Origin of the sequence: Arthrobacter sp. AQ5-05 (genome assembly GCF_003287975.1) — a bacterium.
Taxonomy (GTDB): Bacteria; Actinomycetota; Actinomycetes; order Actinomycetales; family Micrococcaceae; genus Paeniglutamicibacter.
Genome location: NZ_QMKQ01000037.1, coordinates 1 through 14,056, shown reverse-complemented (window position 1 = coordinate 14,056; position 14,056 = coordinate 1). Strand labels below are relative to the sequence as shown.

General features: G+C 60.2%; 11 protein-coding genes. 10 read left to right on the top strand and 1 reads right to left on the bottom strand.

Annotated elements, in window-relative coordinates; translation table 11 throughout:
- Positions 1–50 precede the first annotated feature (50 nt).
- A complete protein-coding gene (locus DQ353_RS19195) occupies positions 51–5,024 on the top strand; it encodes a helicase-like domain-containing protein (RefSeq protein WP_286166924.1) in 4,974 nt (1,657 codons plus the stop codon).
- Between the two features lie 242 nt (positions 5,025–5,266).
- Here DQ353_RS19195 and DQ353_RS19190 read toward each other — a convergent pair whose 3' ends face one another.
- Positions 5,267–5,551 (bottom strand): hypothetical protein, encoded by a 285-nt coding sequence (locus tag DQ353_RS19190; protein WP_113764789.1) that lies wholly within the window; start codon positions 5,549–5,551, stop codon positions 5,267–5,269.
- Positions 5,552–5,741: 190 nt separating this feature from the next.
- On the opposite strand from DQ353_RS19190, the gene DQ353_RS19185 reads away from it, so the two are divergent.
- The 9 genes from DQ353_RS19185 to DQ353_RS19155 all read left to right on the top strand — a co-directional run bounded on the left by DQ353_RS19185 (position 5,742) and on the right by DQ353_RS19155 (position 13,740).
- Complete coding sequence (locus DQ353_RS19185; RefSeq protein ID WP_286166923.1) at positions 5,742–6,137, top strand: MobC family plasmid mobilization relaxosome protein; 396 nt, start codon at positions 5,742–5,744, stop codon at positions 6,135–6,137.
- Positions 6,134–7,810 (top strand): relaxase/mobilization nuclease domain-containing protein, encoded by a 1,677-nt coding sequence (locus tag DQ353_RS19180; protein WP_113764788.1) that lies wholly within the window; start codon positions 6,134–6,136, stop codon positions 7,808–7,810. The genes DQ353_RS19185 and DQ353_RS19180 overlap by 4 nt, the downstream gene beginning before the upstream one ends.
- Before the next feature lie 44 nt (positions 7,811–7,854).
- Positions 7,855–9,048: a hypothetical protein gene (locus tag DQ353_RS19175; RefSeq protein ID WP_113764787.1), complete on the top strand. Its 1,194-nt coding sequence runs from the start codon at positions 7,855–7,857 to the stop codon at positions 9,046–9,048.
- A 170-nt stretch (positions 9,049–9,218) separates the two neighbouring features.
- Positions 9,219–9,410: a hypothetical protein gene (locus tag DQ353_RS21435; RefSeq protein ID WP_146755343.1), complete on the top strand. Its 192-nt coding sequence runs from the start codon at positions 9,219–9,221 to the stop codon at positions 9,408–9,410.
- Positions 9,411–9,458: 48 nt separating this feature from the next.
- On the top strand, positions 9,459–9,593 hold the full coding sequence (locus tag DQ353_RS22440; RefSeq protein ID WP_286166922.1) for a hypothetical protein: 135 nt from the start codon (positions 9,459–9,461) through the stop codon (positions 9,591–9,593).
- A gap of 223 nt (positions 9,594–9,816) precedes the next feature.
- The gene (locus DQ353_RS19170; RefSeq protein WP_113764801.1) at positions 9,817–10,041 is read left to right on the top strand and encodes a helix-turn-helix domain-containing protein; all 225 of its coding nucleotides are present in this window, start codon (positions 9,817–9,819) and stop codon (positions 10,039–10,041) included.
- Between the two features lie 617 nt (positions 10,042–10,658).
- Complete coding sequence (locus DQ353_RS19165) at positions 10,659–11,435, top strand: GVDTG sorting domain-containing protein (RefSeq protein ID WP_113764786.1); 777 nt, start codon at positions 10,659–10,661, stop codon at positions 11,433–11,435.
- 300 nt (positions 11,436–11,735) lie between these two features.
- A complete protein-coding gene (locus DQ353_RS21860; protein ID WP_181578506.1) occupies positions 11,736–12,209 on the top strand; it encodes a class F sortase in 474 nt (157 codons plus the stop codon).
- A gap of 580 nt (positions 12,210–12,789) precedes the next feature.
- Positions 12,790–13,740 carry a ferritin-like domain-containing protein gene (locus tag DQ353_RS19155; RefSeq protein ID WP_113764784.1) on the top strand — a complete coding sequence of 317 codons (951 nt, stop codon included), beginning with the start codon at positions 12,790–12,792 and terminating at the stop codon, positions 13,738–13,740.
- Positions 13,741–14,056: the final 316 nt, after the last annotated feature.

Genomic DNA, 14,056 nt, shown 5'->3' with positions numbered 1-14,056 from the left:
CCTTGGCCCCCTCAGGTGCCAGAGCGCGGTTCCGCGCCAACCTTGAAGCCTTGCGCACCTTGCGCGAACTTCAAGAAGAGCAGCGAGAAGCCACCACGGCAGAGAAAGAAACCCTGGCGAGGTGGGGAAGCTGGGGAGCCACCGGCGTGGCCGAGGTCTTTGACGAAACCCGCCCCGCTTACGCGGAGGACCGCGCGGAGTTGCGCGAACTACTCACCGAGGCCGAATACCGTGCCGCTAACCGCACGGTCATCAATGCCCACTACACCGACCCGGCGCTGGCCACCGAAATCTGGCAGACCCTGCAAGCCCTCGGCTTCGAGGGCGGCAACGTCCTGGAGCCAGGCTCCGGTGCAGGTACTTTCATTGGTTTGGCACCCGAGGGCACCACCATGACCGGGGTGGAGCTGGACCCGATCACCGCAGGCATCTCCCAAGCTCTGTATCCCGAGACCACCATCCTCACCGAGTCCTTCGCTGACTCGCAGTTCGGGTCCGGGCGCTTCGACGCCGCCGTAGGCAACGTGCCCTTTGGCCGGAACATCTTGCACGACCCCTCCCATAACCAGGGTCGACACTCGATGCACAACCACTTCATCATCAAATCCCTGGACCTCACCCGCCCGGGTGGTGTGATCGGGGTGATTTCCTCGGCCTTCACCCTTGATGCGCAGAACCCCGCAGCGCGACGAGAAATCTACGAGAACGCGGACCTTTTAGGTGCAGTACGCCTGCCCAACGGAGCGCACCGCAGGGCAGCCGGCACGGACGCACTGACCGATGTTCTGGTCTTCCGTCGCCGTCTGCCAGGAGAAGAACCAGGTAACGCCGCATGGTTGGATTCCCACCCGGTAGCCACCGGATCCGGGGCTGATGCGCGGATCAATGACTACTTCACCCAGAACCCCGAGAAGGTACTGGGAACGATTGAGGTAGGCAACGGCATGTATGGCAATGCCACGGTGAATGTGCGTGCCGATGACCTGCAGGCAGTTCCGGCGCAGCTGCATGAGCAGTTGCAAGAGCTTGCGGCCACTGCCGTGGCTGCAGGCCGGGGGATGGCTGAAGACCAACGAACGGTAGAGGTGCAAGCAGCCGCACGACTGCCCCAGGCGCCAGTCAGTGAACAGGTCGGGCACATTACCGCCCTCGAGGACGGAACGTTCACCCAGGTGTCCACCAACAGGGTCGCAGAGACGTTGAACGTTCCGGCCAGCCAGCAAGCCGAACTTCGATCCCTGCTCGGCTTGCGCGATGGTGCACGAACGGTCTTGAGTTTGGAAGCTTCCAACGTGGAGGACACAGATGAACTAGTCACCGCACGCACTGACCTCGCGGCAAGGTACGAGAAATACACGGCAAAGCACGGACCGATTAACCGGTTCGGTGAACGACGCACCGGACGCACGGATGAGAACGGGCAGGACATCATGTCCCGCACCCAGCCCCGTGTCATGGCCACGCTGCGCAAAGACCCCTACGGGCCCTTGGTGCCAGCCCTTGAATACTTCGATGAAGGAACCCAAAGCGCAGCCCCGGCCGCACTTTTGAAGGAACGCCAGGTCCAGCCGCGCAAGCCCATACGCGGGGTCGATACTCCCGCCGAGGCTCTGGTCGTCACCTTGGACACCGTGGGAGAAGTGGACCTGGACTACATTGCTTCGTTGCTCGGCACCGAGCCAGGACAGGCGCGCGAGGCTTTGGGGGATTTGGTCTATGACATTCCCGGGGAACCTGGTGTCATGGAAACGCGAGCCGAATACCTCAGTGGGGATATCCGCGAAAAGCTCGACGCTGCGACCGAAGCGTTGAGTGATGATCCGATGTATCAGCGCAACGTCACTGACCTGCAGGAGGTACTGCCCCGGGCCTTGGGAGCTGATGAAATTGAGGCCAAGGTCGGCTCGGTGTGGATTTCCCCGGATATCCACGCGCAGTTCTTGCGCGAGCTGATCAAGGACCGCAATGCCCATGTGGATCGGGCCAGCGGTGCGAACTGGGATGTGAAAGCCAGCAAACACACCTTCCAAGCCCGTAATGACTGGGGAACCAACCGGATGGCGGCAGGGGATATTTTCAAGAACCTGCTGGAGCAGCGTCGGGTGCAGGTCACCGACCCGGACCCCGATGACGAAAACGGTAATCGCCGCATCGTGAATCCCACCGAGACCACTGCTGCGCAGGAAAAAGCACAGATGATTAAGGAACGGTTCAGTGAATGGGTGTGGGAAGACCCGGCACGCACGGTCGCATTGACCGATGAATACAACCGCCGTTTCAATTCCCTGGTGTTGCGGGATTACACGCTGGAAGGTCAACGCCTGACCCTGCCCGGGTTAGTGAAGAGCTTCAACCCGCGTCCACACCAGCGCGCAGCGGTGGCACGGATGATTTCCGAACCCTCGGTGGGTTTGTTTCACGAAGTGGGGGCTGGGAAGACCGCAGAGATGGTCATGGGGGCCATGGAGCTACGCCGTCTGGGGATGACGAATAAGCCAGCGGTTGTGGTGCCGAACCATATGTTGGATCAGTTCGCGCGTGAGTGGTTGCAAATCTATCCGCAGGCGCAGATTCTTGCCGCGTCCTCGGCAGACCTGCAAGGGGATAAGCGACGGGAGTTTGTGGCGCGCACGGCGGCGAATGACTGGGATGCAGTCATCATGACCCGCACCGCCTTTGAGCGCATCAAACTTTCACCGGAGGCCGAGAATGCATATAGCGAGAGGGAAATTGCACGCAAACGCCAGGAACTGGCCGCAGCCAGCGCTCGTGCCAGCGAACAAGGCCAACCGTCTATGACGGTGAAGAAAATGGAATCCCAGATACAGGCCCAAGAAGAAAAGATGAAGGCCAAGCTTGACCGACCCGTGGACCCGGGGATCACGTTCGAGCAGACCGGCATAGACTACCTGATCGTGGATGAGCTGCACGACTTCAAGAACCTGGACACCCCCTCGAATATCAGTGACGCTGCCATTGACGGGTCCAAGCGCGCAGCGGACCTGCACTCCAAGGTCGAATACCTGCGCGATACCCACGGGGATCGAGTTATTACCGGGGCCACGGCAACACCGATCGCCAACAGTGTCACCGAAATGTATGTCATGCAGCGCTACCTGCGCCCGGACCTGTTGGAGAAGGCCGGGATCAACGACTTTGACACCTGGGCGGCAACGTTCGGTGAAGTGGTTTCCGAGATGGAAATGTCCGTAGCCGGGGGAGATAACTTCAAACTCAAGGAACGCTTCGCCAAGTTCCAAAACGTGCCCGAACTGTTGAAGATGTTCCACACCTTCGCTGATGTGAAAACCGCAGAAGACCTCCAACTCCCAGTGCCCGATATCGCGGCCCGTGAGGATGGGAAGCGTCTGCCACGAATGGTCACTGTGGAACCCAGTGCCGAGCTGTCGGAATACATTGCCGACATTGGGGAGCGTGCCGAGGCTGTGCAAGCGCGGCAGGTGGACCCGCGCGAGGACAACATGCTCAAAATCTCCAGCGACGGACGCAAGGCAGCCTTGGATATGCGCCTGGTGGATCCAACACTGGAGATGCTTGAAACCTCCACCAAGACCGGTGCGGCAGCCGACCTGATCGCAGGGGTCTATGAGAAGACGAAAAACCAAACCTTCATTGACCCGGCCACCAAGGAGGAACACCCGACACCCGGGGCGCTGCAAATTGTGTTCTGTGATTTGGGTACACCGTCGAAGGACTGGAACGTCTATGACCAGCTCCGGGATGACCTGGCGACCCGTGGTGTTCCAGCGGAGAAAGTGCGCTTCATGCACGAGGCAAAAAACGATGCCGAAAAGGGCCGGCTCTTTGCTGCCTGCCGCAGCGGCGACGTTGCCGTGCTGATTGGGTCCACCCAAAAGATGGGGGTGGGAACGAACATCCAGGACCGTGCCGTGCACCTGGTGGACATGGATGCACCGTGGCGACCGGCAGATGTTTCCCAACGCCATGGGCGCATCATCCGGCAGGGAAACCAGAACCCCGAGGTCGATATTTCCCAGGTCGTCACCAAGGGATCGTTCGATACGTTCATGTGGCAAACCTTGGAGCGCAAGTCCAGGTTCATTGACCAGATCATGCGCGGCAAACTCGACGTGCGGGAGATTGAAGACGTTGGGGAAAATACCCTGTCCTTTGCCGAGGTCAAGGCCATCTCCAGTGGCAACCCGTTGATCTTGGAGAAGTCCAAAGCCGACCAGGAACTCTCACGCCTGGAACGTCTCAGCCGTGCCTGGAACCGCAACCAAGCCTCATTGCTGCACCGCAAGGACGGAGCAGAAACCAAGGGCCGTGTGCAAGTCAACAACCTGCCCAAGCTCCAAGAGGCCGCAGCCCGAACCACTGGTGAAGTCGGCGGGGAATCGTTCGCCATGACGATCAACGGCACACGCCACGACAAGCGCACCGAAGCCGCCGAAGCGTTGGGAACGTGGGTGAAGGAAAACCTGTCGAACAGGCCCCCTATGCACGCCGAGCGTGATGCAGGGATCGCTGGCACCATTGCCGGGCACAACGTGCGCGTGGTGGAGGGAATGGGCATCCTTGGGGATATCGATTCATCCCCGGTTCGCTTCACCATTGACCAAGCCCCTGGCGTGTATGTGGAGGTCGGTCGAGAGACCGCGAAGAACCCTAACGTGGGACTGATCCAACGGATGGAAAACCAGATCACCCGCTTGCCCCAGGCCGTGAAGAAACTGGAGCAGGGCATCGAGGAAACGCGGCAGGAATTCCGCGATGCGGCATCGGCCTTGAAGCAACCGTTTAAGCACGCGGATGCGTTGCATCAGGCGCGGTGGGATGTGGAGCGGATTGGGCGTGAGATGCGTGGGGAGGAGAACCCACAGCCGACGTTCGATGCAGAGCTAAAAGCCATGCAGAAGATTCAGCGCGCCAACTCTCCTGTGCCTGTCGGCACGCGGTCTACGACACCGGCTGTGGAGGCTACGCCTGCGCAACCACGCACGGAAATTAGCAGTCCTCAGCGTGACGGTGTTGATCGCTAAAGATGTCTGTGAGTTGTTCTTGGTGAGCAACGGCTAGGGGAGGCTGTGCACATCGCCCGGCCACTCAAGGGTGACCTTTCGGGGACCAGGGGAGCTGGGCGTTGTGTGCAGGCGGTCTGTTGGGTCCCGGCGTCCACATGTGTGCGGGAAAAGACCGAAGGAAATATCTTTTGCCGTGCCCATGTGGTCGCGGGGAAACACCACCAACACCAAGCAAAGAACTTACCTTCTTGCCAAGGACACTATGCTTCGGAGGCAGGAGCCGACTGATTATCAGTCGTCTTTTTTGCTGCCGTTTTACGACGCACCGTAGCGCCCTGGTCAAGACCGAGCTTCTTGAGTTCATCGGCGCTCCAGCCGTCCTTGGTGGCACGCACATATGCCTTCTTATCTTCCTTCTTTGCTTCGACCAGTTTGGCTTCCAGCTCGGTGACGAGCTGTCGTGCCTTGACCAGATCGGTGACTGAGGCGATGCGCGAGTTCAGTAATTCGCGTGCCTGCTGCTGTGTGCTTTCGATGGTGTCCATGGCAACAGCTTAACCCAGCCCCGTGCCAAACGGCCAGACGCGACGAAACAGAAGACGAGCGCAGCAAGCTATACACTTAGGTTCCCTAAGCGGCTTGTCGGACTGGACGCTGCGCTGGTTGTCCGGCACACTTGTAGTGTGGTCCCCGAAGTTTCTGGGTCGCTGCGCTGGGCTAAGTGAAAGGCAAATGATGAGTGAGCAGACTCCCGCAGGTCGGCTGTTTTCTCGTCGTCGGCGTGCCAACGTCGAGGGTGGACGGCAGCACTTTCACAAGGTGAAAGTCTCACCCGAAGAGGAAGCCCAGCTGTTGCAGTTAGCCGAACAACAGGGCGTGACCATCCCGCGCTTGCTGGTCGAGTCAGCGCTCAGTGCTGGTGCACCGCAGACCCCCACTGAGCGCAAGCAAGGCTTGGCAGAACTGTTCGCTATTCACACGCTTTTGGCTCGCGTTTCTAACAACGTGAACCAGTTGGCCCGTCACGCAAACTCTGGCGATGAGTTCCCCGCCGAAGCCAAGGAAACGTTGGCTTACATGAAGAAGCTGGCTTTCCGTATCAGTGACACGGTGGACAGGATCAACTGGTGATCCCGAACGTTACCCGTGGCAGCCGGATGCAAGGTCTGCTGTATTACTTGGTTTCTACTGACGTTGATAAGACCGCCAACGTTCACAGCGATCCACACCTTGTTGCTGGCAGTGCCGCAGTCATGGCGTGGTTCGATGACGGCATTCTTGACCAAGATGATGCGAGCAAGATTGCCGCATATTTGGATCAGCCGCACAAGAACTATGGTGTCGAAATCATGCGCCGCGATGATCGCAAGGGTGCACCTGTTGGACCGGACGGAAAGCCTCAACTGATCAAAGCCGATGTGTGGCATTGCTCGTTGTCTTTGAGTGCCGGGGAACGTCACGTTACCGACCAGGAATGGGGCGACATTGCCAATGACTTCATCGACCAGATGGGATTCTCCGAAGCCAGCGGCAAGGCACCGTGCCGATGGGTCGCCATCGACCACGGCACCAGCTCCAAGGGCAACCATCACATCCACCTAGCGGTGTCTCTGGTGCGTGAAGATGGCACCAAGGCGTCGGTGCACAATGACCGGTCGCGGGCGCAGGACACGTGCCGTGGTTTGGAGAAGAAGTACGGTCTGGAAGAGTTGTCCACGGTGCATGCTTCACGTGGGTATGACCCTGCTGAAAAGCAGACCGCGATCCGTCAGGGACGCGAGATGCACCGGACCTCACTGGAGCGCAAAGTGCGTGCCGCATCGACCGCTGTCTCGACCGAGGCGGAGTTCGTCCGCCAAGGCCGGGATATGGGGTTGCTGATGCGCCCCCGATACGCGAAGAACACCACCGATGTGGTGGTCGGTTACTCCGTTGCCGAGCGACCTCCCAAGGATGAACGCCCGGTGTGGTTCGGTGGCGGAAAGATCGCTCGTGACCTTGGCCTGGGACAGATGCGCACCAAGTGGCCTGACACGGCCCAAGGTTCCCTTGACGCCGTTGCCGAATGGAACGCAGCTGCCCGTAACCGTCCCCAGGTGAAGCCACAACGAGGCCCGATTAAGTCTGAGTACACCGAGGCTCAACAGTGGGCCATTCACACCGCAAATGCCAAGGAAATGGCCGACCGGCTTGCGTCGTTGCCGGTGGACGATCACGCGTCCTGGGCGAAGGTCGCCCGGGAAACTTCTGGTGTCTTTGCTGCATGGTCAACACAGCTCGAAACCACGGCCGGCCCTTTGGCTGCCACGGCTGCCGAGTTGGCGAAGACTGCGCAGCTGCGCGACTACCGCAAGCACACCAAGCCGGTGCCGTTGCCCTCCCTGGCAAGTTCCACGATGTTGCTTTTGGCAGCGGGTTCTAAGAGTAAGACCGCTGCACAATCGGCCCTGCTTTTGCAGCTGATGCGCACCTCGCGTGCGATCTATGACATGCACCAGGAATCGAAGCGGTTGCGTGAAGCCAAGAACCTGCGCCGGGTGCTGACCGGTGACTTGGGTCCGTTCATCACCTCGATGCCTGAGCCGGATAAGCCACCTGCTGTTCAGGTGTCTGTATCAGCAGGGAACCGGGCCGTTCCTGAGAGTGAATTGCCGACGTCGTTCAAACTGTTGCGCAGGAGTGCCCCACCCCCTGTGCGACCAGGAAGCGTCGTTCCGTCCACGACGGAACCGGCACGTACCTACCAACCCAGACCTACCCATCCGTCCGCTCAGCCCGGGCCTGGGCAGGATTACGAACGCTAAAAAGCCAACACCTTGGCGCACCTACGAAGGAGCACGTGAGTCCCATGAGTGAAGAACACGTTGAAGACGTTATCGAAGGCATGCTGCGCCAGTCCCTGGCCGCCGGCTCACAACTTGCAGAGCAAGTAGTCCGCGCCCGACAGCAATACCTGCGCAACGCGGCCCAGCAGTCCGAGCAGGCCGCTATCGAGTCACAGCGCACTCTTGCCTCAGACCGAGCTGTGATGCAATCTGCCATCGTTCCTGTGATGCGCGATGACTGGTGGGAAACGGCCCAACCCGAACAGATCACCCAGGCATACGTGCTTGCTGAGGCGTGGAAGGACTACGACCCGGCAGCACTGGCGGCATCGGAGAAGATCAGCAGCGAACTGAAAAACCGGTACGGAATCGACACCGCAGATCTACAGGATGATTCGGTGTACCTGAAGGACTACCTCGCCATGGCGCAACGCGCAGAGGTGACCATGAAGGAAGCCAAGGAACACGCCGAGGCCATGGCCCTTGTGGAAGCGGCCCAGGCAGAGCAAATCAACCGCTACGCCGCAGAGCTGAAAGACGAGTTGGAACGCCACAGTGTTCCACCGGGGTACCTCGCCAATGCTGAGATGGTGACTGCGCTCGAAGCCTCCAAAGAAGCTGTTGGAACGGAAGCTGCACCCGATGCTGACCGGGCTGTGGCCGAGCGTATGCACCTGATTGAGCAGGATGGAATCAACGGGCCAAGCCTTGATGATCTTCGCCAGGAGATTGGCCAGAACTATTCAGGGGCTGACGATGCAATGTTCGCGGACGCAGCGTTTGTTGCCACGGCTCGTGACTGGCATGAGGCCAAGACCCTGGCAGCGGGAGGTTTCGTGGACAAGGGAAATACCGGCCTTGAAGCACGGTATGAAAACGCGGAGAAGGAACTTTTTGCCCGGATTACACCCCTGGGCCAGGAAATCCAGGAGAAGGTTCTCCAAGACCCCAACACGCAGACCTCCGCACCAGCTGGGAAAGCCGAGAATCCCAGCACCCCGGCCTATGGGTCCCAGGAACACTATGAGGCCTTTGAGGCGTCATTGCAGGGCACTGGAACTGACGCCCAGATCAAGGGCAGAGTAGCTGCCGCCAGAGGGCAGGCAACGCCACCCAAGGCAGCTGTTGAAGCGCCCAAGAAGGCACCCAAGGCACGCAAGGCATCGGCAGGAGCCGGTGTGGGACGTGAGCGGAGCCAGAGCGGTCCATCACGCTAAAGGGTGAAGCGCCCAGGGAGCTGTGAATATCAGCTTTTCCTGGTATCCACAGCTCCCTCTCTGCATTTTTCAGAAGGATGAATCTTGATGAACTGGTTTAGGCGAGTGGTTTTTCCGTTCGACGGCCAATACCAAGGAGCTGGGTGGTAAAACGGGCCAAGCCCCGAATATTGAGAAGTCGCCCCGGGTACGCGCCGCTGGATTCCCCGACCATGGAGGTCATGGCCCCGGTGGTCGAAAGCCCGGAAGGAGTCGATGGGAAGGTCATGACCCTGTTTGCTCGTCCCGATGAACCCGAACAGCGCTGGCACGCCGAGCTGCACCCCTATCTGGAGAACGAATACACCATCGACGCCGAATAGATCGACCCGGCACGAGTCCCGTTCGATGCGATCCTTTCCTGTCCTGAGTTGGAAGGCGATACCTCCCACCTGCAAATACTCACGGCCGACGTCAAGACCAACTCCGGTGCTTGGTATGTCGAGCTGCACCAGAATGCTCCCGGCGGGAAGTATCTGGTCGGCGGCGTCCACGAGGCTCCCTGAACCCCCGTGCGGGCCGGTGCGCAATCAACGGAACACCGATGGTGACCCGGCGGATCGTGTATCGCTGGAGGCCATTGGGCTGCCCGAACTTTGGAGGCATGACCCATGGTGCACACGAAGATTTGTGTTTACCATGGGGTCAACGTTGCACCAGGGGTTGAAGGTGCGCGTGGGGCATCAGGTGTTCCGTGTGGGGATGACGGACAAATTGATTGGGGATGACATGGTTGACTTGAAAAGTTTCGAGGATGCCCACTACTTGACGGTGACCGAGGTCGCCCTGGCGATGCGCGTGTCAAAGATGACCGTCTACCGGCTGGTGCATGAGGGGGAACTGGTGGCGGTGCGCTTCGGGAGGTCCTACCGGGTGCCCGCCCAGGCCGTTCAGGAGTACCTGATCGCCGAACGGCACACAGCGGTTCCGAGACCGCACCCCACGACCACCTAGCGAAAGATGAAACTCCCGGCTGTGGTGCGTCGCTTTCCTGCGGGTCCGCTCAGTGCCCCGCGGTGCCCGAGCGATCCCGGCACCGTGTACCGACGGGGCCCTGATCCCGTGGGCGTGGTGGTCCGTCAGGCACGTAGGTTCGTGAAATTCGCAGAGGGCATGATGCATGGAACACCGACCATGTCATACGACGGAGGGCTAACGCCCGAGAGTTGGTGGTGCGGGCCGAGCGCCACCGAGTAGCTGACCATAACGGAACGCCCGGAGCAGGGGAGCGTGCACGCCGATCCCTCACCGAACCGACCCCGGCTAGCTTCCATCGGCAAGCCGCGTGACAGTAGTTGCCTGCGCAGAATGACCCTGGCACAGGATTTTCCGGTGCTACCAGTAGCCTGGAGAGCACCCATCAGAGCACCCATCAGGATCCCGGAAGTCTCAGGCCCGCACGCGGGATACCCAAAAATACGTCTGAGGATTTGCGTCCACTTCAGACCCATAGAGGCCGCCATTTTGAGTGCGAGGTGCACAAAGCGTAGATGTGAGCTGAGGCACAATGTAGGGTCGTGAGCTATGGGTCGCCCAGCGGGGACGGCTCCATGACGAAGGGAAGCACTTTCATGAGGAAGCTACACCTAATTGCCGTTCCGGCCATGGCGCTGGGAATGATCGCCGCCGCCGCAGCAGGGGCATCGGCCGAAACGAACACCCATTCGTACCAAACAGAGCTCAAGGCACTAAACGGAAGTGGCGCGAGCGGCACGGTGATGATCAGCATCAGCGGCGACCAGGCAACCGTCACCGAAAAGGTCAGCGGGTTGGCCAAGACCTTCGACGGCAAGCCCTACCCGCACGTCCAGCACATACACATCACTACCGGATCCCAGGGCACCTGCCCGACCATGAAGGCAGATAAGAGCGGTGACGGGGTCATCAGCACCACCGAGGGAATGCCGTCCTACGGCATGATCGGCACCACGCTCTCCACCAAGGGGGACACCAGCGACAAGGCCGCACTGGACCTGACGGTTGCCGGCATGGGAGACAGCTTCACCTACGAACGCACCTTCACGATGAACGCCAAGACCATCAAGGCCCTCAAGGCCGGAAACGGCACCGTAGTCGTACATGGACTGGACCCGGCAAAGTTGAGCAAGAAGGCAGCGAAAGAAAAGTCGGACTTGGATCCCAAGCTGCCCTTGGCAGCAACCTCGCCGGCCCTGTGCGGAACCCTGACCGCGTCGCAGATGGACATGCCCATCGGAAACCCTGAAACCGGTGGTGGCAATACCGCCGGCATGGACAACGGAATGATCGCCCTGGGCGGTGGCCTCGTCCTGGTCGCCGCGGGCGCCGGGGTCTACATGGTTCGCCGCCGCCAAGGCGAGCAGAACTAGAGAAGCCACAGCCACCACCAGGAAAGATCGCTACCGATGAGACACGTTCGGAAGAAGAAAACCGCCAGTGGCTCCGTTGCGCTCGCGGCCATCGTGGCGGTGGGCCTCATCGGTACGGTGTTGGTTGGAGCCGGTGTGAGGGGGGAGGCACCTCCCCCCTCACCACCGGTCACCGAGGCTGTCGCGGCAACTGGCCCGACGGAACCTGCGCTGCCTTCCAGCCAGGCAGCTTCACCCACCACAGGGCAATCCGCTAAGACGAAGGAAACTCCCAGCACGCCTCGTCCAACGCCTCCGGATATGTTGCTCAAGAGATCGCAGCCAACCAAGCTGACCATCCCGTCCATCGACGTCGATACCAAGCTGATGAACGTGGGGCTCCAGGCCGATGGATCCATCGGCGTTCCACCCCTGGACCCCGATGCGCCAGCGGGCTGGTTCGACAGGGGCCCCACCCCGGGCGAAAAAGGACCAGCCGTGATCCTGGGCCACGTCACCGCGCTGGACCAAGAGGGCCCGGCCGTCTTCTTCAAGCTCGGCGCTTTGCGGAAGAAGGATCAGATCTTCGTCACCCGTGCCGACGGCATAGAGGCAGTATTCACCGTGACGCGCATCGTGCAAGCCCCGAAGCAGGACTTCTCCAGCATCGACACCTACGGAAACACCGAGGATGCCCAGCTTCGCCTGATCACCTGCGGCGGGACCTTCAATAAAAGCACAGGCCGTCATGATGACAACATCGTGGTTTACGCCACGCTGACCTCCACCCGGTAATCCCACGCGGCTGCAGGGCATGCCCGGCCCGCCACTACCGGTGCCCACGACAGTTAGCGACACCCAGGCACTGGGATATTGATTGCCACTCCATCGGGGGTGGTGTGAAAGCGGCGTTCGACGGATATCGCCCTATGCCCTCCGTCATTCGGTGATTCGGTGAACCTTCCCTGGAATTCAAGGGTTGTTCAAGGCCCCGCGTGGTGGGGTGACAATGCGGTAAACCCGTCGGGCGAGAGAGCGTGTGATGCACCGACGGATGTCCTTGGTGGTCGAACCGCCAGGCTCTCGTTTCCGCACGTATTCGTGGGTTTCCCCATCGAGGGACATCTGTCTTGCACCAAACCTTGCGGAGCGACTGGTGCAAGATCCTGTTGTTGCCTCGGTTCAGTGGATGACTGAACCATCGGTAAAGGTCTGGACAAAGCCGTAGGACCGCGCTCTTTCCTTGCCGTGAACACCCGGGTACTCTGACAGTTATTGCGGTCGATTCGGCCGTGGCGAGGGTTCCGCGGTGCTGGGGGAGCGCTAGAGGAATAAGTCCTGCCCCGCCATTCCATCTGAATGGCAGGAGAACAACGTGTTCGAGCAGAAATTCATCACCACGGCAATGGCCCGCAGCGCTGAGAACGGCCTTGACCGCCGAAGGCTGTTGAGCGCCGCCGCAGCAGCAGGCATCATTGGCACCGGAACCCTGTTCTCTGCCACGTCCGCGGCCGCCCATTCCGATGAGGGCGATCACGAGGATGATCATGAGGAAGGACCCAGTGACTCGGCAATCCTGAACTTCGCGCTAAACCTGGAGTACCTCGAGGCCGAATTCTATCTGCGTGCGGTCACCGGTTCGGGCCTGCCCGAAAACCTCACGGACGGCAGGGGAAAGAAGGGTGGAGTAACCGGTGGAAGCAAGGTCCCGTTCACCGCCGGTAGCCTGATCCAGAAGTACGCGGTGGAGATCGCGGCGGATGAAAAGGCCCATGTCCGTTTCCTGCGCAGCGCCTTGGGCAAAGCCGCTGTGGCCCGTCCGCCGATCGACCTTGAGGCAAGCTTCACCGCAGCCGCTCGCGCCGCCGGACTCATTACCGCAGGCCAGAGCTTCAACCCGTTCAAGGATGAAACCAGCTTTCTGCTCGGGGCGTTCATTTTTGAGGACGTCGGCGTCACCGCATACAAGGGAGCTGCACCGTTCATCGACAACAAGACCTACCTGGAGGCGGCAGCCGGCATCCTTGCCGTGGAGGCTTACCATGCGGGCATCATCAGAACCACCATGTATGCCCGGGGTCTTCAGGCGCCCGCCCAGGCCATCTCGGACGCCCGCGACAGCCTCGACGGCACCACGGACCGTGACCAGGGCATAGGAACAACGCGGGTAGCCAACCTCGTGCCCGCCGACGCCAACGCCCTGGCCTTCAGTCGGACCCCCAAGCAAGTCCTGAACATCGCCTACCTGACCCCCGAATCGGCCAGGTCCGGCGGGTTCTTCCCCCACGGAGTCAACGGAAGGTTGAACCGAAGCGGCGGGCATTAAGATCCGCTCTTACTGGGACGGCTTACTGGTAGCGACCGTTATTCAAGTGGTCTGTATTCGTGCGGTTGGGATTTGATCGACGCGGAGGTGCCTCGAGCAGTTGCCCCTGCGAGTGTCTTCCCAGGGACGATCGCGTGCCGTGGCATAGATATATGACAGGTGGTTATCGACTAAGAAAATGCGCCAATGGGCTTCCCTCACAGCACCAACAATCCGCACCTCAGCGTCATTAAGCGGACAACCGACGTCATTAATCAAGAAAGCAGGCACGACTCCTGTTAAACATGTTTTCGACCAAGAAAACGTTTAGCCAGGA

What these genes read in the sequence shown, in the direction of transcription:
- DQ353_RS19190 (WP_113764789.1), bottom strand. Translation starts at nt 5,551, where the DNA reads ATGGACACCATCGAAAGCACACAGCAGCAGGCACGCGAATTACTGAAC.
- DQ353_RS19185 (WP_286166923.1), top strand. Translation starts at nt 5,742, where the DNA reads ATGAGTGAGCAGACTCCCGCAGGTCGGCTGTTTTCTCGTCGTCGGCGT.
- DQ353_RS19175 (WP_113764787.1), top strand. Translation starts at nt 7,855, where the DNA reads ATGAGTGAAGAACACGTTGAAGACGTTATCGAAGGCATGCTGCGCCAG.
- DQ353_RS19170 (WP_113764801.1), top strand. Translation starts at nt 9,817, where the DNA reads ATGGTTGACTTGAAAAGTTTCGAGGATGCCCACTACTTGACGGTGACC.
- DQ353_RS19165 (WP_113764786.1), top strand. Translation starts at nt 10,659, where the DNA reads ATGAGGAAGCTACACCTAATTGCCGTTCCGGCCATGGCGCTGGGAATG.
- DQ353_RS21860 (WP_181578506.1), top strand. Translation starts at nt 11,736, where the DNA reads ATGTTGCTCAAGAGATCGCAGCCAACCAAGCTGACCATCCCGTCCATC.